22 protein-coding genes and 2 pseudogenes are annotated in these 25,253 nt (G+C 72.8%); 11 read left to right on the forward strand and 13 right to left on the reverse strand.

Features of this window, described 5'->3' with window-relative positions; genetic code table 11:
- Nucleotides 1-163: 163 nt before the first annotated feature.
- Both HDA43_RS00685 and HDA43_RS00690 read right to left on the reverse strand, forming a co-directional pair.
- Nucleotides 164-703 (reverse strand): DUF5313 family protein, encoded by a 540-nt coding sequence (locus HDA43_RS00685; protein WP_179817804.1) that lies wholly within the window; start codon nt 701-703, stop codon nt 164-166.
- Complete coding sequence (locus tag HDA43_RS00690) at nt 700-1,029, reverse strand: PadR family transcriptional regulator (RefSeq protein WP_179817805.1); 330 nt, start codon at nt 1,027-1,029, stop codon at nt 700-702. Before HDA43_RS00690 ends, HDA43_RS00685 begins: the two co-directional genes overlap by 4 nt.
- A 270-nt stretch (nt 1,030-1,299) precedes the next feature.
- Here HDA43_RS00690 and HDA43_RS00695 point away from each other — a divergent pair, with 270 nt between their 5' ends.
- On the forward strand, nt 1,300-1,689 hold the full coding sequence (locus HDA43_RS00695) for a hypothetical protein (RefSeq protein WP_218911541.1): 390 nt from the start codon (nt 1,300-1,302) through the stop codon (nt 1,687-1,689).
- A 497-nt stretch (nt 1,690-2,186) separates the two neighbouring features.
- Here HDA43_RS00695 and HDA43_RS00700 read toward each other — a convergent pair whose 3' ends face one another.
- On the reverse strand, nt 2,187-2,426 hold the full coding sequence (locus tag HDA43_RS00700) for a hypothetical protein (RefSeq protein WP_179817806.1): 240 nt from the start codon (nt 2,424-2,426) through the stop codon (nt 2,187-2,189).
- A gap of 351 nt (nt 2,427-2,777) precedes the next feature.
- Nucleotides 2,778-2,910, reverse strand: a pseudogene (locus tag HDA43_RS00705) (transposase); the annotation flags it as partial.
- A gap of 474 nt (nt 2,911-3,384) precedes the next feature.
- On the opposite strand from HDA43_RS00705, the gene HDA43_RS00710 reads away from it, so the two are divergent.
- Nucleotides 3,385-5,301 carry an ABC transporter ATP-binding protein gene (locus HDA43_RS00710; protein ID WP_179817807.1) on the forward strand — a complete coding sequence of 639 codons (1,917 nt, stop codon included), beginning with the start codon at nt 3,385-3,387 and terminating at the stop codon, nt 5,299-5,301.
- Nucleotides 5,298-7,235: an ABC transporter ATP-binding protein gene (locus HDA43_RS00715; protein ID WP_179817808.1), complete on the forward strand. Its 1,938-nt coding sequence runs from the start codon at nt 5,298-5,300 to the stop codon at nt 7,233-7,235. The genes HDA43_RS00710 and HDA43_RS00715 overlap by 4 nt, the downstream gene beginning before the upstream one ends.
- A gap of 85 nt (nt 7,236-7,320) precedes the next feature.
- Here the strand turns inward: HDA43_RS00715 and HDA43_RS00720 are convergent, their stop codons facing one another.
- On the reverse strand, nt 7,321-8,208 hold the full coding sequence (locus HDA43_RS00720) for an EamA family transporter (RefSeq protein ID WP_179817809.1): 888 nt from the start codon (nt 8,206-8,208) through the stop codon (nt 7,321-7,323).
- 105 nt (nt 8,209-8,313) lie between these two features.
- Here HDA43_RS00720 and HDA43_RS00725 point away from each other — a divergent pair, with 105 nt between their 5' ends.
- Complete coding sequence (locus HDA43_RS00725) at nt 8,314-8,814, forward strand: MarR family winged helix-turn-helix transcriptional regulator (protein ID WP_179817810.1); 501 nt, start codon at nt 8,314-8,316, stop codon at nt 8,812-8,814.
- Between the two features lie 96 nt (nt 8,815-8,910).
- Here HDA43_RS00725 and HDA43_RS00730 read toward each other — a convergent pair whose 3' ends face one another.
- Entirely contained in the window at nt 8,911-9,756 is an 846-nt protein-coding gene (locus tag HDA43_RS00730; protein ID WP_179817811.1) for an MBL fold metallo-hydrolase, read from the reverse strand.
- A gap of 157 nt (nt 9,757-9,913) precedes the next feature.
- Here HDA43_RS00730 and HDA43_RS00735 point away from each other — a divergent pair, with 157 nt between their 5' ends.
- Together HDA43_RS00735 and HDA43_RS00740 are read left to right on the forward strand one after the other, a co-directional pair.
- On the forward strand, nt 9,914-10,600 hold the full coding sequence (locus HDA43_RS00735; RefSeq protein WP_179817812.1) for a class I SAM-dependent methyltransferase: 687 nt from the start codon (nt 9,914-9,916) through the stop codon (nt 10,598-10,600).
- Between the two features lie 322 nt (nt 10,601-10,922).
- Nucleotides 10,923-11,882 (forward strand): annotated as a pseudogene (locus tag HDA43_RS00740) (RNA polymerase sigma factor); the annotation flags it as partial.
- 93 nt (nt 11,883-11,975) lie between these two features.
- Here the strand turns inward: HDA43_RS00740 and HDA43_RS00745 are convergent.
- Nucleotides 11,976-12,347 carry a hypothetical protein gene (locus HDA43_RS00745; protein WP_179817813.1) on the reverse strand — a complete coding sequence of 124 codons (372 nt, stop codon included), beginning with the start codon at nt 12,345-12,347 and terminating at the stop codon, nt 11,976-11,978.
- A 183-nt stretch (nt 12,348-12,530) separates the two neighbouring features.
- Between HDA43_RS00745 and HDA43_RS00750 the strand changes: the two genes are divergently transcribed.
- Together HDA43_RS00750 and HDA43_RS00755 are read left to right on the forward strand one after the other, a co-directional pair.
- On the forward strand, nt 12,531-13,967 hold the full coding sequence (locus tag HDA43_RS00750) for an amino acid permease (protein ID WP_179817814.1): 1,437 nt from the start codon (nt 12,531-12,533) through the stop codon (nt 13,965-13,967).
- 29 nt (nt 13,968-13,996) lie between these two features.
- The gene (locus HDA43_RS00755; RefSeq protein WP_179817815.1) at nt 13,997-15,061 is read left to right on the forward strand and encodes an LLM class flavin-dependent oxidoreductase; all 1,065 of its coding nucleotides are present in this window, start codon (nt 13,997-13,999) and stop codon (nt 15,059-15,061) included.
- 7 nt (nt 15,062-15,068) lie between these two features.
- Here the strand turns inward: HDA43_RS00755 and HDA43_RS00760 are convergent, their stop codons facing one another.
- The 3 genes from HDA43_RS00760 to HDA43_RS00770 are packed head-to-tail and all read right to left on the reverse strand — an operon-like array spanning nt 15,069 to nt 17,946.
- Nucleotides 15,069-16,304 (reverse strand): cytochrome P450, encoded by a 1,236-nt coding sequence (locus tag HDA43_RS00760; protein WP_179817816.1) that lies wholly within the window; start codon nt 16,302-16,304, stop codon nt 15,069-15,071.
- A 21-nt stretch (nt 16,305-16,325) separates the two neighbouring features.
- Nucleotides 16,326-17,723 carry an NAD(P)/FAD-dependent oxidoreductase gene (locus tag HDA43_RS36230; protein WP_179817817.1) on the reverse strand — a complete coding sequence of 466 codons (1,398 nt, stop codon included), beginning with the start codon at nt 17,721-17,723 and terminating at the stop codon, nt 16,326-16,328.
- On the reverse strand, nt 17,710-17,946 hold the full coding sequence (locus HDA43_RS00770; RefSeq protein WP_179817818.1) for a ferredoxin: 237 nt from the start codon (nt 17,944-17,946) through the stop codon (nt 17,710-17,712). The genes HDA43_RS36230 and HDA43_RS00770 overlap by 14 nt, the downstream gene beginning before the upstream one ends.
- A gap of 344 nt (nt 17,947-18,290) precedes the next feature.
- On the opposite strand from HDA43_RS00770, the gene HDA43_RS00775 reads away from it, so the two are divergent.
- Both HDA43_RS00775 and HDA43_RS00780 read left to right on the forward strand, forming a co-directional pair.
- Complete coding sequence (locus HDA43_RS00775; protein ID WP_179817819.1) at nt 18,291-19,892, forward strand: phospholipase D family protein; 1,602 nt, start codon at nt 18,291-18,293, stop codon at nt 19,890-19,892.
- Between the two features lie 106 nt (nt 19,893-19,998).
- Nucleotides 19,999-20,517, forward strand: a complete 519-nt coding sequence (locus HDA43_RS00780) for an endonuclease/exonuclease/phosphatase family protein (RefSeq protein WP_376770485.1) — start codon at nt 19,999-20,001, stop codon at nt 20,515-20,517.
- A gap of 88 nt (nt 20,518-20,605) precedes the next feature.
- On the opposite strand, the gene HDA43_RS00785 is transcribed toward HDA43_RS00780, so the two are convergent.
- The 3 genes from HDA43_RS00785 to HDA43_RS00795 all read right to left on the reverse strand — a co-directional run bounded on the left by HDA43_RS00785 (nt 20,606) and on the right by HDA43_RS00795 (nt 24,213).
- On the reverse strand, nt 20,606-22,507 hold the full coding sequence (locus HDA43_RS00785; RefSeq protein WP_179817821.1) for an ABC transporter ATP-binding protein: 1,902 nt from the start codon (nt 22,505-22,507) through the stop codon (nt 20,606-20,608).
- Between the two features lie 85 nt (nt 22,508-22,592).
- Entirely contained in the window at nt 22,593-23,135 is a 543-nt protein-coding gene (locus tag HDA43_RS00790) for a DUF4142 domain-containing protein (protein WP_179817822.1), read from the reverse strand.
- 160 nt (nt 23,136-23,295) lie between these two features.
- Nucleotides 23,296-24,213: an SDR family oxidoreductase gene (locus HDA43_RS00795; RefSeq protein WP_312872872.1), complete on the reverse strand. Its 918-nt coding sequence runs from the start codon at nt 24,211-24,213 to the stop codon at nt 23,296-23,298.
- Between the two features lie 170 nt (nt 24,214-24,383).
- On the opposite strand from HDA43_RS00795, the gene HDA43_RS00800 reads away from it, so the two are divergent.
- Nucleotides 24,384-25,235, forward strand: a complete 852-nt coding sequence (locus tag HDA43_RS00800; RefSeq protein WP_179817823.1) for a helix-turn-helix transcriptional regulator — start codon at nt 24,384-24,386, stop codon at nt 25,233-25,235.
- Nucleotides 25,236-25,253: the final 18 nt, after the last annotated feature.

A 25,253-nucleotide genomic window follows, 5' to 3' on the forward strand; every position in this document is an offset into this window, starting at 1 on the left:
CAAGGTCAGGCACCTGCCCAGTACCACCCTCACGATCGCCTGATGGAGGTGATGACGTGCGATCAGGTTCGGTGCAGCCCGGGGAAGCACTTCGACCCTCTCGAAAGACACATGATCATCTGAGGGGCACGTGAAGAGGTCATTACGGCTCGCCATCGGCAGGCTACGGGGCGATAGGAGTGCCGTTGGAGTTGAACCGGTGTTTGGCCAGCAAGTCGCGTCGGATCCGTCGGCGGCTGGCAATGGCGGTCATACAGGCGCCCAGCAGAGCGCCGACCTTGAGCCCCCAGGAACCGGGCTCGCCGATCAACCCCAGGCCGTCCACCAGTGTGTACGGCAGGAAAACCAGGAACGTCCACGTCCCGAGAAGGCGCAGGAGAAAGAACCGGCCACGGACGTCGTCACGGACCCACCGGCGGTAGTGCAAGGGAAGCCGCTTGCCGAACAGGCGGTAGCAGAGCCAGCGCCACAGGGGCGGGCGCTCCCGCAGGCGCCAGGCCGCGCCGGCGCGCAGCACGTTCAGCACGGTGCGCAGGTCCGGCAGGGATCGGTCGGGCTCGGCCAGGTCGAGAAGGGTGCCCAGGAACTCCTCGCCGCGCGCGTGCAGGAAGCGCGGCGGATATGCCACACGCAGCAGCAGGCGGCAGCGGTCCGTGTAGGCGTCGCTGGGGCTTTCGGCGGCGAGGTGCTCGTGTCCGGTCATCGCGTTCCCCACTGCGGCCGCAGGGACAGGCGGTGCTGGGCGGTGGCGGCCAGGCGGGTCAGGCGAGAGGTCTCCTCGGCCAGGACGGTGCGGCCGTGGCCGGTCAGGTCGTAGTAGCGGCGGTGGCGGCCGGCGACGACCTCTTCTTTGACCACGGACACCAGGCCGTCGCCCGACAATCGGTCGAGCGCGCCGTACAGGGTGCCCGCGCCGAGCCGTACCCGCTCCTCCGACAGGTCCCGGACGGCTTTGATCACGCCGTAGCCGTGGAGCGGGCCGTCGGCCAGGGCCAACAGGATGAGGTAACTCTGCTCGCGTAGCGACATATGCGATATATATCGTTAAGCATATATCGTTAAGCGTTATATGGATCAATGGGTGATCATATTCGGGTCGCGCTGAACGGCCTGTCGTTAACGAAGCTGCCACGAAGTACATTCGAGGGCCGTTAGCCCTGCTCAGCACGCATGTAGATCAACGAGCCGGGCGACGGGCCGCCGGGGCGTGCTCGGCGGTGATGCGGGCGGAGGTCTCCTCGCTGAGGCGGGCAACTGGACGTACTGCTGACCGCGGGCTTCGCCTGGTACCGGCTGCTGATGACCGGTAGCCACCTCGGGGCCGCCGGCGCACTGGTCGAGCGGGTGCTGCTCGATGACCGGGTGCCCGAGTCCGAGCGGGTCCAGCTGCTGGTGGAGACCGAGGGCGCGATGTCGGCCGCGGAGGGCGTCGCCCGCCGGATCGACGACGGCTTGGACGAGTCGACGCTCGCCGACTCGCTGTACGTCCGGTACCGCGTGCAGGACGCCCTCTCCCGGGTGGTCCCGCGTGCGGCCGAACTGCTCGGCGACCTCGGCTCCACGACCTCCGACGAGGTCGGCCACCTCGCCACCTGCGCCAACGGGCTGGCCCTGCATCCGCCGGCACGGTTCCGGATGACCGGTCCGCCGGCGGCGCACCTGGTCGACGGACCGCTCACCATCGCCTGATCCCAGGCGTCCTCGCCCCGGGCCACGCCCCGCCGTCCCGCTCAGCCAAGATCGCAATTGTGGGTTTTGGGCTCACCGTGGCTGCACCCCTACTTGGCCCTCCGCCCGGGTCGGTGTCATAGACCGCAAGGTAGGGGCGTATTCCCAGGTCAGGACAGCGCGCCGGTGCCTGCCGGAATCCGCTCACCGGCCGGTTCACCGACGTTGGCTCTCGGCACGAGTTCTTGATGCTCACTACCTGCGGCCTCGTAGTTTCCCGGTGGAGTGTCGACAGAGGAGAGTCTGTCGACACTGACACGCGATTACACAAAGCCACTTTGCGCCCTATGACGCCGGCCCGAGCACTGGGCCTGGTCGGAGACGCCATCATTCAAAGGGCATAGAATGGATCAATGGTAAATTCTCCGATTTCCGCGACCGGCATCCGGGCCGTGGTTCCTGGGTCACCTACACGGACTCTGCTCGATCTGGCGGTACGGGCGTGTTGAACCTGAAGTTCAAACCTGATTGTCATTGATTCCGATGCGATCGAGTACACCCAGGAGCGGTGTGCGGCCGCTCCTGGCCATGCTGGGCGCCACCATCTTGTTAATGACGGCGCTGGTCGGATCGGCGGCGGCCGAGCGGCCGGTGTTCGAGAGGTGCCGCGGCGCGCATTCGGCATCCCCCGGATGCACGCAGGGACGCGTCATGGTCTCCGAATGCCGGCAAGGATCCGGGCGCTGGGGAGAAATCATCTGTGCGGGCGCTCTCCATGTCGTCGACCGGTGTGCGCGCGTCGACGTCGACGGTGCGGGAGCGTCCACCTGTGCGGCTCTCGGCTCCGATTATCTGAGTTGCGTCGAGCGAGACCTCTCCCCTCTGTCATGTCAAGAGCTGGGCATCATATTTCTCGGCTGCATGCGACGGCTCGGGATGAACGAAAGGAGTTGCCGGGCGGACTGGGGAGAACTGGTGGCATGTAAGACGCGCGCCGTCGACCCCGAATTCTGCCCGGTGACCGGGAATCCCAGGCCCTGGCGGGTTCGTCCAGGCGAGGAGCTCGGCGGCCAAGGCGCTGGTTCTCACCTTGCGATGGTGGACGGCCAGGCTCTTACCCGAGGCGCGGGTGATGGGCGCCGACCCGGCGTAGGCCTTTAGCGCGCGGGCGACAGCGAAGCGGGCGCGGTCGTCACCGATCTCGGCGAGCACCCGGACGCCGGTGAGGTCGGCCAGACCGGGAAGCCGGTGATGATGGCGGCGCCGGGGTGCCGGCCGCGCGGGGCGGAGTGCCCGGGTGACCTACCCGGGCCCGCACGAGCCCGCCCGAAGGGCGGGTGGCGGCGCGGGGACGCGCAGCCCCGCCTGCCGCCGCGGTTACGGCAGCGCCACCCCGGAGGGAGTTGCCGAGGCCGTACGGCGGGCGGAGACTCAAGGAACCCCTCCGCCAGATGAGCCACCGTGAGCCGCCGTGAGTTCTGGCGGGTCACGATGGGTCATGACGGGTCGCGGCGGGCCGCCGTGGGCGACGCCGGGACGCCGGCCCGCCGGGGCGGTCCCGGGTGAGCCCGCGGCACCGAGGCCCGGTGTCCGCGGCCCGGGAAGCCCGGCCCCACCGACCGGAAAACCGGTTGACGGCTGCCTTAGCCTAGGCGGGTTCTGTGCGCCGGTCGGCGATCAACCACCCCTAGACCGTGAGGAGAGTGCTGCCTGCTGATGCCCCCTGATACGGACCCCCTCGAACAGAAGGACTCCAAGGACTCCACCGCAGACGACACCGCCGGGCACGCGGAGGACGCCCGCCCGGTCCCCGCTGCCCCGCCGCGCCGCCGCGGCCTGACCTCCCTGTGGCGGATGAGGTCCTATCTCCGCCCCCATGTCACCCGCATGGTCTTCATCTGGCTGCCCGCCCTCGTGGCGACCGGCATCGCGATCGTCATCCCGATGGTCGCCCGGAAGATCATCGACGGTCCCGTCGCGCACGGCGACACCGACGCCCTGGTCCCGCTCGCCCTGCTGGCCCTGGCGCTGGGCGTGCTGGAGGCGGGCCTCATCTTCGCCCGCAGATGGCTGCTGTCCGACGTCGTCCTGGACGTGGAGACCAGGCTCCGCGACGACGTCTACCGGCACCTGCAGCGGCTGCCGATGAGCTTCCACGGCTCCTGGCAGTCCGGGCAGCTGCTGTCGCGCGTGACCACGGACCTGTCGGTGATCCGGCGGTTCCTCGGCTTCGGCATCCTCTTCCTCGTCCTGATCACCGTGCAGATCGTGACGGTGACCGGCCTGCTGCTGAACATGTACTGGCCGCTCGGCCTGCTCGTCGCCCTGTCCGCGGCGCCGGTGGTGATCACCTCGCTGCGCTTCGAGCGGGGGTACATCGACGTCTCCCGGCGGGTCCAGGACGAGCAGGGCGACCTCGCCACCGTGATCGAGGAGTCCGCGGTCGGCATCCGGACGATCAAGGCGTTCGGCCGCGGGCGGCACGTCGCGGGCCTCTTCGGCGAGGGCGCGGACAAGGTCTACCGCTCCTCGATGGAGAAGGTGCGGCTGTCGTCGAAGTTCTTCACCTTCCTGGAGGTGGTCCCGAACGTCACGCTCGCGCTGGTGCTGCTGCTGGGCGCGCTCGCGGTCGGCTCGGGTTCGCTGACGCTGGGCACGCTGGTCGCCTTCACCACGCTGATGCTGCAGCTCGTGTGGCCCATCTCGGCCCTGGGCTTCATCCTGGTGCAGGGCCAGGAGGCGATGACCGCGGCGGACCGCGTGCTGGAGGTGCTCGACACCGAGCCGGAGATCGTCGGCGGTTCCGGGGAGATCGAGCGGCCCCGGGGGCACCTGCGGTTCGAGGGCGTGGAGTTCCGCTTCCCCGGCGCGGCCGAGCCGGTGCTGCGCGACGTCTGGCTGGACGTGCGGCCCGGTGAGACGGTCGCGATCGTCGGCGCGACGGGCTCGGGCAAGACCACGCTGACCTCCCTGGTGCCGCGGCTGCACGACGTCACCGCGGGCCGGGTCACGATCGACGGGCACGACGTGCGGGACCTGTCGCTGCCCGCGCTGCGTTCGCTGGTCGCCACGGCCTTCGAGGAGCCGACGCTGTTCTCGATGAGCGTCCGGGAGAACCTGACGCTGGGCCGGCACGACGCCACCGAGGAGGAGATCGAGGCGGCGATCGAAACGGCGCAGGCCGGGTTCGTCCACCGGTTGCCGTGGGGGCTGGAGACCAGGATCGGCGAGCAGGGGATGTCGCTGTCCGGCGGGCAGCGACAGCGGCTGGCCCTGGCCCGCGCCGTGCTGAGCCGGCCGAGGATCCTCGTGCTGGACGACACGCTCTCGGCGCTGGACGTCGAGACGGAGATCCTCGTGGAGGAGGCGCTGCGGCACGTGCTGCGCGACGCGACCGGGATCGTCGTGGCGCACCGCGCCTCCACCGTCCTGCTGGCGGACAAGGTGGCGCTGCTGCTGGACGGCACGATCGCGCACGTCGGCCGGCACCACGAGCTGCTGGCGAGCGTGCCGGAGTACCGCGCGCTGCTGTCGGCCGCCCTGGACGACGATCCCGTCCCGGACACCGGCCCGGACGGGGAGACCGGCCTGGGCGCCGACATGGACCTGGACAGCGAGGGGGCGCTGCGATGAGCACGACGGACCACGCGGGACCGGCGGAAACGGCGGGAACGGCCCGCCCGGACCGGCCGGAGCACGGGCAGGACGGGCAGCACGGGCAGGACGAGCGGGCGTGGCGGGGGGTCGCCGCCGAGAAGGACGACGACTCGCCGCAGCAGGAGTCGCTCGTGCTGCGCTCCCAGTCCAGGCGGCTGCTCGGCGAGCTGCTGCGCCCCTATCGCAGGCAGATCGCGCTGCTCGTCACGGTCATCGTCGTCTGCAACGCCGCCGCCCTGGCCATCCCCTTCCTGGTCAAGGTGGGCATCGACTCCGGCATCCCGCCGATGGCCGCCGGCCAGGGGCCGGGGACGCTGGTGACCGTCGTGGCGGCGATCCTGGTCGCGGCGGCCGTGCAGGCGGTGAGCCGGCAGGTGTTCCTCAGGATGGCGGGCCGGATCGGCCAGAACATCCTGCTGGAGCTGCGGCGGCGGGTGTTCGGCCACTTCCAGCGGCTGTCGCTGTCGTTCCACGACGACTACACCTCCGGGCGGGTCGTCGCGCGGCTCACCTCCGACATCGAGGCCATCTCCGAGATGCTGCAGTCGGGCTTCGACGGGCTGGTCACCGCCGTGCTGACGCTGGTCGGCACCGCGGTCCTGCTGCTGGTCCTGGACGCCCCCCTGGCGCTGGTCGCCCTGCTGCCACTGCCGGTCCTGCTGCTGTTCACCCGGTGGTTCCGGCGGCAGTCGAGCATCGCCTACCGCCGGACCCGGGAGACGGTCGCCCTGGTGATCGTCCACTTCGTGGAGTCGATGACCGGCATCCGGGCGGTCCAGGCGTTCCGCCGGGAGCCGCGCAACCAGGAGATCTTCGCCGGGCTCAACGTCGACTACCGGGACGCCAACGTCCGCAGCATGCGGCTGATCGCGATGTTCATGCCGGGGGTCAAGCTGATCGGCAACATCACGATCGCGGCCGTCCTGCTGTACGGCGGCTGGCGGGCCATCGGCGGTGACGTCAAGGTGGGCGTGCTGGCGGCCTTCCTGCTCTACCTGCGGCAGTTCTACGAGCCGATGCAGGAGATCAGCCAGTTCTACAACACGTTCCAGTCCGCGGCGGCGGCGCTGGAGAAGCTCGCCGGCGTGCTGGACGAGCGGCCGGCGGTGGCCGAGCCGCGCGAGCCGGTGGCGCTGGAGCGGCCGCGCGGCGAGGTGCGGTTCGAGGAGGTGGAGTTCTCCTACCTCGACGGCACGCCGGTCCTGCCGCGGATTGACCTGGTGATCCCGGCCGGGCAGAGCGTGGCGCTGGTCGGCACCACGGGGGCGGGGAAGACCACGCTGGCGAAGCTGGTCGCCAGGTTCTACGACCCCGTCGCCGGCCGGGTGCTGCTCGACGGGGTCGATCTGCGCGACCTCGCCGAGGAGACGCTGCGCGGCGCGGTGGTCATGGTGACCCAGGAGAACTTCCTGTTCACCGGTACGGTGGCCGACAACATCCGGTTCGGCCGCCCGGACGCGACCATGGACGAGGTCATGGCGGCCGCCCGGTCGATCGGCGCCCACGACTTCATCTCGGCGCTCCCGGAGGGCTACGACACCCAGGTCGGCAAGCACGGCGGCCGGCTGTCGGCGGGCCAGCGGCAGCTGGTGGCCTTCGCCCGCGCCTTCCTCGCCGACCCGGCGGTGCTGATCCTCGACGAGGCCACCTCCAGCCTCGACGTGCCCGGCGAGCGGCTCGTGCAGCGGGCGATGCGCACGATCCTCGCCGACCGGACCGCGCTGATCATCGCCCACCGGCTGTCGACCGTGGAGACCGCCGAGCGGGTGCTGGTGATCGAGGGCGGCCGGATCGTGGAGGACGGCTCCCCCGACCGGCTCATCGCGGAGGAGGGCCGCTTCGCCGGCCTGCACCGGGCCTGGCTGGACAGCGTGTCGGAGGGGTCCGGGGCCCCGGCCGGCCGCGGGTGAGCGCCCCCGGCGTCCCGGCGGAACGGCGACGGCCGTCTTCGCCGGGACGCCGGTCCTGAGCGGTGGGCGCCCGCGACCTGCGCGGTCATGAGGATCTCCTGTTCAGGGTCTGGCCGACGACGAGTGCGCCGAGGGCGATGGCGAAGCCGGTGACCTGCCAGCCGGTGAGGGTCTGGCCGAGCACGATGAGGCCGGCGAGGGTGGCGACCAGGGGGTTGGTCAGACCGAGCAGGGACAGTGAGGTGGGCGGCAGCTGCTCGATGCCGCGGAACCACAGGGTGTAGGCGAGGGCGGTGCCGATGACGCCGAGGTAGGCGAAGCCGAGGATGTTCTGGCCGGTGAGGGTCTCGGGCACCCCTTCGACGGCGAGGGTGAGCGGGGCCAGCACCAGTCCGCCCGCGACGAGCTGCCAGCTCGTCATCACGAGGGGCGACTCGGGCCGCCCCCATTTCTTGGCCAGCACGATGGCCGTCGCCATCAGCGAGGTCGCGGCGAGCATGGCGGCGATCCCGAGCGGGTCCAGCCGGGCCTTGGAGGTCAGGGTCAGCAGGGCGACGCCGCCGGTGCCGGCCAGCGCGGCGTACAGGATGGGGCGGGTCGGCCGGACCCGCAGGACCAGCAGCGAGAGCAGCGCGACGACCAGCGGCTGGACCGAGGAGATCGTGGCGGCGACCCCGCCGGGCAGGTGGTAGGCGGCGAAGAAGAGGAGCGGGAAGAAGGCGCCGAAGTTGAGCATGCCGAGCACCGCCGACTTCCACCACCATTCTCCCCTGGGGAGCCGGCGGGTCGCGGCGAGCAGCACCAGGCCCGCCGGGAGCGCCCGCAGGGTCGCGGCCAGCATCGGCCGGTCGGCGGGCAGCAGGGTCGCGGTGATGACGTATGTGGTCCCCCAGCTCGCCGGCGCCAGGGCGGCGAGGGCGAGGTCGCCGGTGCGCTGGGCGCGCGCGACCGAGGGGAGGGCGACAGTGGCCATGGGATTGCCTCTCATTGATAATCTCAACGTTGAGATGACATCATGTTCGTTCTGCGAACGTCAAGTATGTGAACGTTGAGATTATTCCCATTGAGAGGAGTGCCGATGAGCGACGCGGTGGACGCCGTCACCGCCCAGTGGAACCGGGAGCGGCCCGACATCGACGTGTGGCCGATGGGGATCGTCGGGCGGCTCTCCCGCCTCTCCATCCTGTTCGAGCGCGAGCTCAAGGAGTTCTTCGCCCGGCACGAGCTGGAGCGCTTCGAGTTCGACGTGCTGGCCACGCTGCGCCGCTCCGGCGCGCCGTACGAGCTGACGGCCGGGGCGCTGCTCAAGGCGGCCATGGTCACCTCGGGGGCGATCACCAACCGGATCGACCGGATGGAGGCCAGGGGCCTGGTCGAGCGGGTCCGCGACGGCGGGGACCGCCGATCGGTGCGGATCCGGCTCACCCCGCGCGGCCTGGAGATCGTCGACGGGCTGGTCGGGCCGCACGTGGACAACGAGGCGCGGCTGCTGGCCGCGCTCGGCCCCGCCGAGCGCGATCAGCTCGCCGGACTGCTGCGCGTGCTGCTGGAGTCCATGGGCGACACCTCGCTCACCTGATCCGCCCCGCAGGATCCACCCGGCGCGGGCCGTACGGACGTCCGGGAGCCCCGGGCGGGCCCGCGGACCCGGCGCCGGGCGGATCCGGCCGGACGGTCAGGACCGCTGCGACGCCGGGGCCTCACTGCGGGCGGTGCGCACCGGCAGCGGGCAGGTCTCGCCGCGGGCGAGGTAGCGCACCCGGTCGGACATGCCGCACCGCTCGACCTCCTCGCGGAAGTCGTCGAGGCCCGAGGAGAACGCCTCGTAGTCGTCGTAGTGGATCGGCACGGCGTGCCCGGGGCCGATTAAGGAGAGCCACTCGGCTCCCTGCGCGCCGTCCATGGTCACCATCATGCCCAGGATCATGGTGCCGCCCAGGTGGACGACGCCCACGTCGATGTCGGGGTAGCGCTCCGGGATGGGCGCGAGGAGCTCGCGGTCCATCAGCGTGTCGCCGCTGATGTACATGCGCAGGCCGACCGAGCCGTCCTGGCGGCAGAACTCCAGCATGCTGCCCATCACCGGCGGCAGCAGCACCTGGGCCGCCCCGGGCGCGTGCCGTCCGGGCAGCGCGGTGACCTTCAACGTGCGGCCGTCGCGGCGGAGGGTCCGCTCCTGCCAGGTGCTCAGTCCCTCCGCCCCGCCGAAGCCCTGGCGCCGCAGCCGCCGCGCCGCCTGGCGGGTGGTCACGATCGGCACGGACCGGTCGAGCCCGTGGCGGGCGACCCGGTCCCAGTGGTCGCCGTGCATGTGCGACAGGACGACGGCGTCGAGCGGGGGCAGGTCCTCCACCTGTATCGCCGGATCGGTGCGGCGCCTGCTGGTCAGGCCGTAGCCGAGGTAGGCCCGCTGGCCCCGGTGGAGGAAGTTGGGGTCGGTGAGCAGGGTGAACCCGTCGTAGCGGATGAGCATCGTGGCGTTGCCGACGAAGAAGACGCCGGAATCCGGGAAATCGACCATGATGGGCCTCCAGCTGGTGCGGCACCCGGGCCGCGACCCCGGCCACGCTTCGGGTGCTCCCTCGGTCTCCAGCGTGCCATGCCCGTTCCGGAGGTTTCCTCACCGGGCTCGCCGTACCGCCGCGCGCGGCCCCCGGCGGCGGCGCATGATGGGGATCATGGAAGCGAAGCGGCTCTACCAAGGCACCGGTCCCGGCCCCATCACCCCGGACGGCTGCGCCGTCGACTACTACGCCATGCTGACCCCGCGCGGCGAGCCGGAGCTCGTGCACGGCGCCGTCCCGGCCGGCGCGAGCATCCTGGAGCTCGGCGCGGGCGCGGGAAGGATCACCCACAGCCTCCTGGCCCTCGGCCACCCGGTGACCGCCGTCGACGAGTCGCCCGAGATGCTCGCGCACATCGAGGGCGCCGAGAAGGTCTGCTCCCCCATCCAGTCGCTCTCCCTGGGCCGGACGTTCGACGTGGTCCTGCTCATGTCGTTCGTGATCGAGACGGCCGACGACGAGCTGCGCCGGGCGTTCCTGCGCGCCTGCCGCGAGCACGTCGCCGACGGCGGCCTGGTGATCCTCCAGCGCAAGCCCCCGGAGTGGTACGACACGGTCGGGCCCTCCGAGCGGCTGACCGACGACGGCCACGTCCTGCGCATGACGGATGTCAGCCGGCCGGAGCCGGGCCTGCTGGCGGCCACCATGGAGTACACGGTCGGCGACCGGCGCTGGACCCATTTCTTCCTCAGCAGGCGCCTCGACGACGACTTCCTGGCGCGGGAGCTCGACGACGCCGGCCTGGCGATGGACGGCTTCATCGGCGGGGACCGCGGATGGGTGCGGGCCGTACCGCGCTGACCCATCCGGTGACGTGCTCTGTTCGGCCCCCTCGGCCGGCGGTGCGGCGCCGCCGCGCGGGACGTGCCCTCCCGGCGCCGGGCGCGGCGCCGGGGGGACGTCCGGGCAGGTCACCATGGGTGGCGCGGGCCGCGTGGTCGGGGCGGGGCCGATTCAGGCGGAGGGGAACGGGGCAGAAGACCGAGGTGGTCCCGGGCCGCGGGCGGAACTCCGCGTGTCCGCAGCACGTCGGCGCGGGACGTACGTTGAAGGAGTAGGTGTTCGCCCTGCTCGGCTCATGAAGGGTGTGATCGCGGTGACGGCCCCGGTTGACAACGACACGCTGGTCCTGACCGACGATGACGACGACTTCAGCGGCGTCTCGGCGGGCGCGACCTCCGACCCGGTCAAGGACTACCTCAAGCAGATCGGCAAGGTCCCCCTGCTCAACGCCGAGCAGGAGGTGGAGCTGGCCAAGCGCATCGAGGCCGGTCTGTTCGCCGAGGAGCAGCTCGCCACCGACGGCGACGGCCTGTCCACCGACGTCCGCGCCGAGCTGGAGTGGATCGCCGAGGACGGCCGCCGGGCCAAGAACCACCTGCTGGAGGCCAACCTCCGCCTGGTGGTCTCGCTGGCCAAGCGCTACACCGGCCGCGGCATGCTGTTCCTGGACCTCATCCAGGAGGGCAACCTCGGCCTGATCCGCGCGGTGGAGAAGTTCGACTACACCAAGGGTTTCAAGTTCTCCACCTACGCCACCTGGTGGATCAAGCAGGCCGTCACCCGGGCCATGGCCGACCAGGCGCGGACCATCCGCATCCCGGTCCACATGGTCGAGGTGATCAACAAGCTGGCCCGCGTGCAGCGGCAGATGACGGCCGACCTGGGCCGCGACCCCACGCCCGAGGAGCTGGGCCGCGAGCTCGACATGCCGGCGGAGAAGATCGTCGAGGTGCAGAAGTACGGCCGCGAGCCGATCTCCCTGCACAGCCCGCTCGGCACCGAGGGTGACAGCGAGTTCGGTGACCTCATCGAGGACTCCGAGGCGCCCACCCCGGCCGACGCGGTCAGCTTCACGCTCCTGCAGGAGCAGCTGCACTCGGTGCTCGACACGCTGTCGGAGCGCGAGGCGGGCGTGGTGTCCATGCGGTTCGGCCTGACCGACGGCCAGCCCAAGACGCTCGACGAGATCGGCAAGGTCTACGGCGTGACGCGCGAGCGCATCCGGCAGATCGAGTCCAAGACCATGTCGAAGCTGCGCCACCCGTCGCGGTCGCAGGCCCTGCGCGACTACCTGGTCTGACGCGACCCCCGGTCCGAAGGGCCCGCGACGCGTCCTCCGCCCGGCCGGTGACCGGGCGGACGGCTCCGGCGGGCCACCCGTCCGGTGGGTCGGTCACCCGTCCGGCGGGTCACCCGTCCGCGGGTCCCCGCCTCCGCCGTGACCGGCCGGTCCGTGCGGGGGCCGGGCACGCGGGCCCGCGTGTATCAGGTGCCGCACCGGGGAGTTCTCCAGCACGGCGGCGAACGCCTCGATCACCCCCTCGCCCAGCGGGCGGACGGCCTCCACCACGGCCTGCGTGCGGGCGCCGACCTCCTGGAGGATCCCCTCGACGATCTGCGGCAGGGGCGGCGCCGGCAGGCCGAGCCGCTGCCGGGGCGGGGCTTTCTCTGGTGGCGCCCAGCGCATCGAGTCCTCGCTCATGGCGAGCCATTCGTCGACGACTCCGTCGATGGCGTCGAGCACATGGTCGGGATCGCTTGCCATAGCGGCCCCCCCGGGTGGCTTATGTCCTATAACACGACGGTACCCCGCCGGGTCCGGCCAGGCCACGGTCAGCCCCGCCCGGTTCCGCCGGGCAGGCTCGCATATCCGCAGGTGAAAGAGGGTAAAAGGGGGCCGGGCAGGCGGCGGTGCTCCGCCGCGGGCGTCGCGCGGGGGAGATGGGTCGTGGCCGGACTGCGGACGGGAAAAGGCGTGCTGCGCCGCAAACCCTTCGAACAGATCGAAGAGACCGGGGGCGGTGAGACCGGGCAGCTCACCCGCGTACTGGGCGTGTGGCAGCTCACCGCGATCGGGGTGGGCGGCATCATCGGCGCGGGCATCTTCACGCTCGCGGGCGCGGTGGCCAACGGCAAGGCCGGCCCCGCCGTCGTACTGTCGTTCCTGGTCGCCGGGATCGCGAGCGCGGCGGCGGCGTTCTCCTACGCCGAGTTCGCCGGGCTCATCCCGAAGGCGGGGTCGGCCTACACCTACGGCTACGCGGTGCTCGGCGAGCTGCCGGGCTGGTTCATCGGCTGGGACCTGCTGCTGGAGTACACCGCGATCGTCTCGGTGGTCGCCATCGGCATCTCCGGCTACTTCTCCTTCCTGCTGGGCAGCCTCGGCGTCGATCTCCCGGCGTGGATGCTGGGCGCGCCGGGGACGGGCGACGGGCACCGGATGGACCTGTTCGCCGCGCTGCTGTGCCTGCTGATCGCCTGGCTGCTGAACCTCGGGATGCGCAACGCGGCCCGGTTCGAGATGGCCGTCGTCGGGCTGAAGGTCGTCGTGGTGATCGTGGTCATCGTGGTCGGCGCCTTCCACATCAGGTCCTCGAACTACGTCCCCTTCTTCCCCTACGGCGTGGGAGGCGTGTTCGCGGGCGCGGCCACGGTGTTCTTCGCGGTGTTCGGCTACGACGCGATGAGCACCGCGGCGGAGGAGTCCAAGGACGCCACGCGGCACATGCCGAGGGCGATCCTGTACTCGCTCGCCATCGCCATGACGCTGTACGTGCTGGCCTGCCTGGTGCTGACCGGCATGCAGAAGTACACCGAGATCGACCGGGTCAGCGGCTTCTCCACGGCGTTCAAGTCGGTGGGCCTGACCTGGCTGGCGGACGTGATCGCGGTCGGGGCGATCATCGGCATCCTCACCGTGATGTTCACGTTCATGCTCGGGGTGACCCGGGTGTGGTTCTCGATGAGCCGCGACGGGCTGCTGCCGAAGTGGTTCGCCAAGACCCACCCGGTACGGCACGTGCCGACCCGGGTGACCTGGATCGTCGGCGTCGTCTCGGCGCTCATCGCCGGATTCCTGCCCATCGTGGAGGCGGCGGAGCTGACCAACATCGGCATCCTGCTGGCGTTCGTGGTGGTGTGCGCGGCGGTGATCGTGCTGCGCTACCGGCGGCCCGACCTGCCGCGGACCTTCCGCACCCCGGGCATGCCGTTCGTCCCGGCCGTCGGCATCGCCTTCTCGCTCTGGCTGATCACCTTCCTGGCGTGGCAGACCTGGGTGCGGTTCGTGGTGTGGTTCCTGATCGGCCTGGTGGTGTACTTCGCCTACTCCTACCGGCACTCGGAGCTGGCCGGGGCCGAGGCCGGGGAGCGTGCGCCGGAATAAACGCGGGCCGGGGCGGGTTCGCCGCAGACATGGCTCACGATGACATCCCCGGTGACATCCGCGGCGTGGCGCGCGGCTCCGCCGAGGTCCCGCTGTCCATCCTCGACCTCGCCCCCGTCGGCAGGGGCTTCACCGCCACGCAGGCGCTGGCGGGGAGCACCGAGCTGGCCAGGCGCGCCGAGGAGTGGGGTTACCACCGCATCTGGGTGGCCGAGCACCACGGGATGCCATCGGTGGCCAGCTCCTCCCCCGCCGTACTGATCGCCCACCTGGCCGCGGCGACCCGCACGATCAGGCTGGGCTCCGGCGGCGTGATGCTGCCCAACCACGCGCCGCTGATCATCGCCGAGCAGTTCGGCACCCTGCACGCCCTGCACCCCGGCCGCATCGACCTCGGCCTCGGCCGCGCCCCGGGCACCGACCCCGCCACCGCGCGGGCGCTGCGCCGTGGCGACCTGGGCGCCGACGACTTCCCCGAGCAGCTCGCCGAGCTGACCGGCTTCCTCGACGCCTCCTTCCCCGCCGACAATCCCCTGCACCGGCTCTCGGCCGTCCCCCGCTCGCCGGAGTCCGGCCGCCCGCCGGTCTGGCTGCTCGGATCCAGCGGCTTCAGCGCCCAGCTCGCCGGCCTGCTGGGGCTGCCGTTCGCGTTCGCCCACCACTTCAGCTCCGCCAACACCATCCCCGCGCTGGAGCTGTACCGGTCGACGTTCCGGCCGTCGGAGGCGCTGGACCGGCCGTACGCGATGATCGGCGTCGCGGCCGTGGCGGCCGGGTCCGCCGAGGAGGCGCTGCGCCTGGCCCGGCCGGGCGCGCTGGCCATGCTCCGCCTGCGCCGCGGCGCCCCGGAGCCGATCCCCACGCCCGAGGAGGCCGAGACCTACCCCTACTCCGCGGCCGAGGCGGCCTTCGTCCACGACCACCTGTCGAACGTGGTGCTGGGCGACGCCGCCGCGGTGCGCACGGGGCTGGAGGAGCTGCGCAAGCGCACCGAGGCCGACGAGCTGATGATCACCTCGCAGGTCGCCGACCCCGAGGCGCGGATCCGCTCCTACGGCCTGATCGCCGAGGCGTACGGCCTGCCCGGCGCCTGACCTCGCGTCAGGGCACGCAGCCGTCGAAGGCGACGGGCAGGTGGCGGGGGCCGCGCAGCACCGGGTTGCGCCGGTAGGGCGGCGGATCCTCCACCAGCCGGGGTTCGACGAGCCGGCGGGCGAGCTCGGTGAGCGCGACCTGCGCCTCCAGCCGGGCCAGCGGCGCGCCGAAGCAGTAGTGGATACCGCCGCCGAACCCGAGGTGCTCGTTGCCGGTCCGGCCGGGATCGAACCGGTCGGGGTCGGGGAAGCGCCGGGGGTCCCGGTTGCCGGAGGCCAGGACCAGCCAGACGGGCGCGCCCCGGGGGATGGTGACGCCGCCGACGTCGATGTCGGCCAGCGCGGTGCGCTGCGGCAGGAGCTGCACCGGCGGCTCGTAGCGCAGCAGCTCCTCCACCAGCGGCACGGCCAGGCCGGGCTCCTCCCGCAGCCGTCGCAGGGCGTCGGGGTGGCGCAGCAGGGTCAGCATGCCGTTGGTGATGAGGTTCACCGTGGTCTCGTGGCCGGCGATGAGCAGCAGGACCGCGGTGACGACCAGTTCCAGCGGTGACATGCGTTCCCGGTCGCCGTGCCCGGCGGCCAGCGCGGACAGCATGTCGCCGCCGGGCGCGCGGCGGCGGTCCTCGATCAGCCCGGCCAGGTAGCGGCCCAGCTCCATGCGGGCCCGCTGGGCGGCGCGGAGCCGTTCGGCCGGGCCCTCCCCCTCCTCGCCGGGGTCGAGCCCCGCGACGATCGCCTCGGCCCAGACGTGGAAGCGCCCCTCGTCCTCGTGCGGCACCCCGAGGAGATTGCAGATCACCATCACCGGGAAGGGGTAGGCGAAGTCCTCGACGATGTCGGCCTGCTCCCGGTCGCGCAGGCCGTCGATCAGGCCGGAGACCATCCGGGCGAGGTCGCCGCGCATGTCGCTGACCCGCCGCAGGCTGTCCGGCGGCCCGAACGGCCGGGTCGCCAGCCGGCGCAGCCGGTCGTGCTCGGGCGGGTCGAGCCGCAGGAAGCTGGGCGGCAGCCCCTGCTCCTCCTCCAGGATGTCCTCCTCACCGGCGGTGGGCACCCGGTTGCGGGGGTCGGAGCTGAGGCGCGGGTCGTGCAGCAGCCCGGCGATCTCCCAGTACGTGCTCACCGCGTACACGCCGTCCTCCTGCCGCGCCACCGGCGTCCTGCGCAGCTCGGCGTACAGCGGGTAGGGGTCGGCGCGGGCGGCGTAGTCGGTGATCCGCCGCAGCAGGGTGGCGGAGGTCATGGCGGGCTCCTCGTGCGGTTCTCAGACGCGGGCCGGGACGAACGTGACGCGCCGCTCGCTGGGCGCGTAGCCGCTCAGGGTGACGGTGGGGCCGTGGGTGGGCAGGGCGGGGTCGGGGAACTCCGCCGGGATCGGCCGCGGCCCTCCGGGGGCGCGGTCCACCTGGGCGAAGTCCGGCGGGAAGGGCGCGGCCGACTCGATGAGCCGGCCGTAGAACGGCAGCCACCTGCCGTGGTCGAAGGTGACGGCGGCGATGACGCGCCCCTGGTGGCCGTAGACGGCGGCGAACCGGCGCTCGGTCAGGGATCCCTGGACGACGGCCAGCTCGCGGCCCATGGGCGGGACGCCGACGGACTTGATGTTGACGCCGAACTGGGCGGACCAGAAGGCCGGCAGCCACAGGTGCGGGCGGCGTTCCGGGCCGGGGCTGACCATGTTGTGCGCGGCGACCTCGGCCTGGGCGACCGCGTTGCCCCAGTGCTCCAGTGACAGGAACTGGTAGCCGAACAGCGGGTGCGGGGACCGGGCGACGTCCCCGGCGACGAAGACGTCGTCGGTGACGATGCCGTGCACGTCGAAGGCCCGGCATCCGGCGTCGCAGGCGATCCCCCGCGGCCCGGCGGCCAGCCCGGACCCGGCGAGCCACTCGGTGTTGCGCACCGCGCCCAGCGCGACGACGGCCACGTCCGCCTCCAGGACGGTGCCGTCGGACAGGTGGGCGCACCGCAGCCGCCCGGCCTGGTCGCCCTCCAGCGCGGTGACCGTGATACCGCAGCGCAGGTCCACGCCGTGCGCGCGGTGCAGCTCGGCCGCCACCGCGCCGACGACGCCGCCCAGCGCCCCGACGAGGGGGGCGGGGCCGCGCTCGGCGACCGTGACGTCGATCCCCCGCTCCCGGCAGGCCGAGGCGATCTCCGATCCGGTGAACCCGGCGCCGATGACGAGCACCCGGCGGGGCCGCGCGTCCAGCCGCCGGGCCAGCCGGGCCGCCTCGCCGGCGGTGCGCAGGGTGAGGACGCCGTCCAGGGTGGCCTCGGTCTCCTTGATCCACGGGCGGGCGCGGGTGCCGGTCGCGATCAGCAGGCGGTCGTAGCGCACCTCCTCCCCGCCGGCCAGGCGCACCCGCCGCCCGGCGAGGTCCAGCCCGGTGGCGGCCGTCCCGAGCAGCCAGCGCGCCTCCAGCGCGCGGCGCCGGGGCAGCAGGGTGTCGCCGGCGCCGGTACGGCCCAGCAGGACCTGCTTGGACAACGGCGGCCGGTCGTAGGGCTCGTGCGGCTCGTCGCCGATCATGGTCAGCGTCCCCGCGAAGCCCTCCTCGCGGAGCGTCTCGGCGGCCCGCAGGCCCGCCAGGGACGCGCCGACCACGACGGCGTGGCCGCGCCGCCGGAACTCCTCGGCCGATCCGTCAGCCGCGGGCACCGGTCCCCGCCTCCTCCGGTACGGCCGGTCCGCCGGGCCACTCGACGAGGATCGCCTGGACCGGGCAGGACGCGGCGGCCCGCATGACCTGCTCGCGCCGCTCGTCCCCGGGGCAGGGCTCGTACATCAGCGCCTCCTCGCCGTGCATGGCGAAGACGTCGGGTGCCTGGAAGGCGCACTGCGCGTACGCCTCGCACCGGTTGAGGTCCACGACGATCCTCACGTGAGCTGCCCCCATTCGGCGGGTGCGGCGTCGGACGCTGCCAGCCTAGGGAGCCGGCCTGGGGAAACATCATCCGGAAATCGGGGTGTTGCGGCTTTTGGCGGGGTCTTTGCCACCGCCCTCCCGAACGGCCGGGGCCTTTGCCGCCGCCCTCCCGAACGGTGGGGATCTTCCCCGCCGTCCTCCCGAAGGGCGGGGATCGTCCCCGCCGTCCCCCCGAGCGGCGGGGACCACCCGCGCCGCCTCCCCTCCCGCCCCGGCGGCGTGCCCGCGCCCGGTCCCCGGAAGGTCCGCCGTGCCAACCAGCGGGTGAAACCAGGTCAAAGGCGGGTAGAGCATCCGCGATGAAGGTAAACGACTGGCTCCTCACCCCCGAGGAACGGGGAAACCCGGCGTCGTCCGTCGACGGCCGGCACGACCCCGGCGTCGCCTGGTCGGGCGGCAACGCGGTCCGGCCCATCCCGCACGGCGCGCCGTACTTCGCCGAACTGCTCGCCCGGGTCCGCGACCTGCGCGCCGGGGACCTGCTGCTGTTCACCGACTGGCGGGGCGACCCCACCGAGCGGCTGGACGGCCCGGGCACGGAGGTCGCCCGGGTCTTCGGGGAGGCCGCCCGGCGCGGCGTCGTGGTCAAGGGACTGCTGTGGCGCTCGCACTGGGACGGACTCCGCTTCAGCGAGGCCGAGAACCGCCACCTGGGCGACGAGATCGAGGCCGCCGGCGGCGAGTGCCTGCGCGACATGCGCGTCCCGCCCGGCGGCTCCCACCACCAGAAGCTCGTGGTGCTGCGGCACCGGGACCGGCCCGAACGCGACATCGCCTTCGTCGGCGGGATCGATCTGTGCTGGAGCCGCCGCGACGACGCCTCGCACGCCGGCGACCCGCAGGCCGCGCCCATGGCCGGGGTGTACGGCGAGCGCCCGCCCTGGCACGACGTGCAGGCGGCGATCCAGGGCCCGGCCGTGGGCGACGTCGAGGCCGTCTTCCGGGAACGCTGGGAGGACCCCAGCCCGCTGACCCGCAATCCCGTGCACCGCCTGGCCGACCTGCTGCGCCGCGAGGACACCCGCCCCGACCCGCTGCCGCCGCAGTTCCCCGACCCGCCCGCCCGCGGGCCGCACGCCGTACAGCTCCTGCGGACCTACGCCCACCGGCTGACCCGCTACCCGTTCGCGCCGCGGGGCGAGCGGAGCGTCGCCCGCGGCTACCTCAAGGCCCTGCGCCGCGCCCGCGCCCTGGTCTACATCGAGGACCAGTACCTGTGGTCGCCGCAGATCGCCGAGTCCTTCGCCGACACGCTGCGGGCCAACCCCGACCTGCTGATGATCAGCGTCCTGCCGCTGCACCCCGACGAGGGCGGCGCGCTGGGCGGTGTCCCCCAGGTGCTGGGCCGCAACCAGGCGCTGTCGGTGCTCCAGGAGGCCGGCGGCGACCGCTTCGCGGTGTACGGGCTGGAGAACGGGCACGGCACCCCGGTCTACGTCCACGCCAAGGTCTGCGTCATCGACGACGTGTGGGCGACCATCGGCTCCGACAACTTCAACCGCCGCTCCTGGACCTACGACTCCGAGCTGACCTGCGCGGTGCTCGACGAGACCCCGGACGGCCGGGCGCCGCTGGACCCCGGCGGTCACGGCGACGGCGCCCGCCGGTTCCCCCGCGACCTGCGGCTCACCCTCGCCCGGGAGCACCTCGACCGGCGGGAGGACGACGACGGCGACCTGCTGGACCCGCGGTCCTTCTTCGACGCGTTCGCCGCCTGCGCCGCCCGCCTCGACCGCTGGCACGAGGAGGGGCGGCGCGGACCCCGGCCGCCCGGCCGGCTGCGCGCCTACCGGTCGCCGCGGCTGTCCCGGTGGGCCGCCCTGTGGGCCGACCCGCTCTACCGGATCGTGCACGACCCCGACGGGCGACCGCGCGCCCTGCGCCGCGCCGGCTCCTACTGACCGGCGAAAACCCGCTCCCACCGGCCGGGAAGCCCCCGACCGGAAAGGCCCCCGGCCGGAAAGGCCCCTCACCCCCGCCGCGCGCGGCCGCCTGGACGGGGCGGGTCTGCGGGGGCTCATGCCGTACGTCGTGGACCGCTCCCGCCCGGGGGTGTCCGGGTCGGGCATCTACCCCCGCCATCCGCTCGCCGAGGCGCCGATGATCGAACTGGGCGGCTTCCGCCAGTCGCGGGCCGTCGTCGCGCTGCCGGGCGGCCGGGAGGTCGAGGTCGTCTCGGTGCACCCGTGCGCGCCCCGGCACACCGGCGAGGTGCCCTGCTGGGGCGCGGGCCTGGCGGCACTGCCCCGGGCGGGCGGCCGGCCGCGGGTGCTGGCCGGCGACTTCAACGCCACCCTCGACCACCCGCCGGTGCGGGAGCTGCTGGCGGGCGGCTACCGCGACGCGGCCGACGCCGCCGGGCGGGGGCTGACGCCGACCTGGCCGCGGCTGGGGTGGACGTCCCTGCCCGGCGTGACGATCGACCACGTGCTCGCCGACCGGCGGATGCCGGTGAGCGCGTTCGGCGTGCACTCCCTGCCCGGCAGCGACCACCGCCCGGTCTTCGCCGAGCTCGGCCTGCCCTGACCGCTCCGTTCCGGGTGACCGCCCGGCCGCGGCGGGCCGGGCCGGTTCACCGCTCGTCCCGGCCGGCCGCCGACGGGACCGCCCCGGCTCAGTCGGCCGTACCCGCGATGACGGGTACGGCGGGGCCGGCGTCCTCGTCGAACTGGGTCCGGTAAAGCTGCTCGTAGCGACCGCCCGCCGCCAGCAGCTCGGCGTGGGTGCCGCGCTCCACGACCCGCCCGCCCTCGATCACCAGGATGAGGTCGGCCGCGCGGACGGTGGACAGCCGATGCGCGATCACCACCGCCGTCCGGCCGTCCAGGGCCTCCCCCAGCGCGGCCTGCACCGCGGCCTCGGAGGTGGAGTCCAGGTGCGCGGTGGCCTCGTCGAGGATCACCACCCGGGACCTGGCCAGCAGGACCCGGGCGATGGTCAGCCGCTGCCGCTCGCCGCCGGAGAGCCGGTAGCCGCGCTCGCCCACGACGGTGTCCAGGCCGTCAGGCAGCGCGTCGACGATCTCGGTCAGACGGGCGCGGCGCAGCACGTCCCGCAGCTCCTCCTCGGTCGCCTCCGGCCGCGCCAGCAGCAGGTTCGCGCGGATCGTGTCGTGGAACAGGTGCCCGTCCTGGGTGACCATCCCGACCGTCCCGCGGACCGACTCGGCCGTCAGGTCGCGCACGTCCACCCCGGAGAGCCGTACGGCGCCCGCGTCGACGTCGTAGAGCCGCGGGATGAGCTGGGCGATCGTCGACTTGCCCGCCCCCGAGGAGCCGACGAGCGCCACCATCCGGCCCGGCTCGGCACGGAAGGACACTCCGTGCAGCACCTCCACACCGCCGCGCGTGTCGAGCCGGGCGACGTCCTCCAGGGAGGCGAGCGACACCTTGTCCGCCGACGGGTAGGCGAACCGGACGTCGTCGAACTCCACCGACACCGGCCCTTCGGGCACCGCGCGGGCGCCGGGCCGCTCGGCGACGAGCGGCTTGAGATCGAGGATTTCGAAGACCCGCTCGAAGCTCACCAGCGCGCTCATCACCTCCACGCGGGCGCCGGCCAGGGAGGTCAGCGGCGCGTACAGGCGGGTGAGCAGCAGCGCGAGCGCGACCACGGCGCCCGGGTCCAGCAGCGACCGCAACGCGTAGAACCCGCCGACCCCGTAGACGAGGGCCAGCGCCAGCGCCGAGACCAGCGTCAGCGCGGTGACGAACACCGACTGCGTCATCGCCGTGCGCACCCCGATGTCCCGCACCCGGCGGGCCCGGGCGAGGAACTCGGCCGACTCCTCCGCCGGGCGGCCGAAGAGCTTCACCAGCGTCGCCCCCGGCGCGGAGAACCGCTCGGTCATCTGCGTGCTCATCGTCGCGTTGTGCGCGGCCGCCTCGCGCCGCAGCCGGGCCAGCCGGGAGCCCATCCGCCGGGCGGGCAGCACGAACACCGGCAGCAGGAGCAGCGAGAGCAGGGTGATCTGCCAGGAGACGCCGATCATCACCACCAGCGTGAGCAGCAGCGTGACGAGGTTTCCGGCCACGCCGGAGAGGGTGTCGCTGAACGCCCGCTGCGCGCCGATCACGTCGTTGTTCAACCTGCTGACCAGCGCCCCGGTACGGGTCCGGGTGAAGAAGGCGACCGGCATGCGCTGCACGTGGTCGAAGACGGCGGCGCGCAGGTCGAGGATGAGCCCCTCGCCCAGGGTCGCCGACAGCCACCGCGTCGCCAGGCCGAGCCCGGCCTCCGCCAGCGCGATGACCGCGATCAGCGCCGAGAGGCGGACCACGGCCTCCACCGGGGCGCGATTGACGATCGCGTCGACGACCCGGCCCGCGAGCACCGGCGTGGCGACGGCCAGCGCCGCACCCACCACGCTGAGCAGCAGGAACAACACCAGCTTTCGGGTGTGCGGCCGGGCGAAGGCTCCGATCCGGCGCAGCGTGGCCATGGAGAACGGCCGCCTGTCCTCCTGCGCCTGCATCGTGGCGTACATCGAGTGCCACGCCGCCATTTCCATGTTCATCAGGGCACCACCGGGTTCTCAGGGATCGACGGATCGACCCTAGGGCCTCAACCAAAGTCGAGGTCAAGGTGGCGCCCGGGGCGGGTCAGCTCGGGCTGCCGCTGGGGCTCGGGCTCTCGCTCGCGCGGGCCTCGCGCACCAGGCGCAGGTGCCCCTGGACGATCGGCCTGGCGCCCTCGGCCAGCTTCTTCACCACCGGGGAGGAGCCGTCGGTCAGCTCCCGGTCGATGAGCTTGAGCGTCGTGCGGTGGCTCGCGGCCTGCGCGGCCAGCCACGCGCTGTCGAAGGACGAGCCGCTGAGGCTCGACAGTTTCTTGATCTGCTCGCGCTGCATCTTGTTCGGCCGGTCCGGCAACTGCACGCCCGCCCGCTCGGCCACCGGCCGCAGCTTGCCGTCCAGGGTCGTGTGGTCGGTGATGAGCTTCTGCGCGATGTTCTTGATGTCCGGGGAGTCCGACTTCCTCAGCGCGAGCCGGCTCGACAGGATCTCGGCCAGGTTGCCCCGGTGCGCCTGGACCAGGAACTTCCTGTCCTGCTCGTTGAGGTTCGGCTGGGCCACGGCGGCCTGTACGGCGCCGCCCAGCACGACGAGCATGGCGGCCAGCAGGACGACGATCCTTCTGATCATTGGGTCCTCCGTCGGGATGCGGCTGAACAACCACCTCCTGACGGCGTGCTCCGTTGTGCACATTTATAGCCATATGAAGAAATAAATGATCATAAAAGGCTTTTGGGGCTTTTCATTCGGTTGTTCCAGCGCGCACCTTCGGGTTCCTCCGTTTCGCGGGTCACGCCTGGCGGGTGGGCAGGACGACGATCTGGCGCAGGTTGACGTGGCGGGGGCGGCTGGTCACGTAGGCGACGAGGTCGGCGATCTCGTCGGCCGACAGCGAGCCGAGCGCGTCGAACATCTCCCCGAGCCGGCCCTCCTCCCCCAGGGCCGGGTTGTCGACGTGCGAGGCCAGCTCGGTGTCGGTCAGGCCCGGCTCGATGTTGGTCACCCGCACGTCCCGCGGACCGAACTCGGTGCGCAGCGACGCCGACAGGTGGGTCAGCGCCGCCTTGGTCGCGGCGTAGACGGCGTAGCCGGGGAAGAGCGCGTGCGCGCCGATCGAGGAGATGTTCACCAGGTCGGCGGTGGCCCCGCGGGCCGCGGCGGCGACGAGGTCGGCGGTGAACGCGCGGATGATCCGCAGGGCGCCGGTGACGTTGGTGTCGATCATCCGGGTCCACTCGTCGGCGCGGCCGTCGTCGATCGGGTTGGGCAGCATCACGCCGGCGGCGTTGACCACCAGGTCGGCCGCGCCCAGCTCGGCGTGGACGCGGGCGGCTCCGGCATCGACCGACGCCTGGTCGGTGACGTCCACGGCCACCGCGATCGCCCGGCCGCCGTCCCGTTCGATCTCGGCGGCGAGTTCCTTGAGGCGGTCCTCGCGGCGGGCCAGCAGCGCCACGCGGGCGCCGTGCGCGGCCAGCAGCCGGGCGGTCGCGGCGCCCATGCCGCTCGCGGCCCCGGTGACGACGGCGGTGCGACCGGAAAGGGAGGTGTGGTTCACGGTGTTCTCCATGTTCTGCGTAGTCCCGCGTAGCTCGGCGAAGTCCTGCGAGGTCCCGGCCGGGTCGTCCCGGGTTCCGGTCGCTCGCTCCGGGATGTCCTCCCGGCGTGAGACCACTCTGCCGCCGGCCGCGCCGCCCACCCAGAGCACCGGTTTTCCTGGGTCTGCGGTTACCACCTTCGCCGGGGACGCCCCCCGGCGCCGGGACGGCCTTCCCGGCCGTCCGGCCGCTCCCGCCGGAACCGCGGACTCCGGCCGTCCGCGCCCCAGCGGATCACCACGCCGGAGCCGTACCGGGGGCCGCCGTTAAGGTCACGGGCATGAACGGAACCAATCTGGACGAACTCGGCGGCTTCCTGCGGTCCCGCCGCGCCCGCATCCGGCCCCAGGACGCGGGCCTGCCGGACGCGGGACGGCGGCGGCGGGTGCCCGGACTGCGCCGCGAGGAGGTGGCCCGGCTCGCCGGGGTGAGCGTCGACTACTACGTCCGGCTGGAGCAGGGACGCGGTCACAACGTCTCGGACGCCGTGCTGGACGCGGTCGCCCGCGTGCTGCGGCTCGACGCGACCGAGCGGGCGCACCTGTACGACCTGGCCCGGCCGCCGCGCGAGGCGGTGCCGCCGGCCCCGGCCACCGTCCGCCCGCAGGTGCGGACGATGCTGGACGCCATCCAGGCCCCCGCGTTCCTGCTGGGCCGGTGCATGGACGTGCTGGCGTGGAACGCGCTGGGCGACGCCGTCGTCGGTTTCTCCGCGATGCCGCCCGGCGAGCGCAACATGGCCCGGCGGGCGTTCCTGGACCCCGAGGCCCGGACGCTCTACCCGCGCTGGACGGAGGTCGCCGCCGAGACCGCGGCGCACCTGCGGCTGGACGCGGCGCGCCACCCGGGCGACCCCCGGATGGCCGCCCTGGTCGCGGAGTTGTCCGCGGGCAACCCCGAGTTCCGTGCCCTGTGGGAGGACCACACGGTCCGGGAGAAGGCCGGCGGCCGCAAACTGATCCGCCACCCGGTCGTCGGCACGCTCGACGTCGGCTACGAGACGCTGGCCCTGCCCGGCGACCCCGACCAGCTGATCGTCGTCTACGTCGTGGCCCCGGACTCGGCGGAGGCGGAGAGACTCGCCTTCCTCGCCACCGCGGCGTCCGGCTCCAAAGCCGACGCCATGGTTTGAGGCGGAGTCCGGAGCCGG

This window comes from Streptosporangium sandarakinum, from assembly GCF_013409935.1.
Lineage (GTDB): Bacteria > Actinomycetota > Actinomycetes > Streptosporangiales > Streptosporangiaceae > Streptosporangium > Streptosporangium nondiastaticum.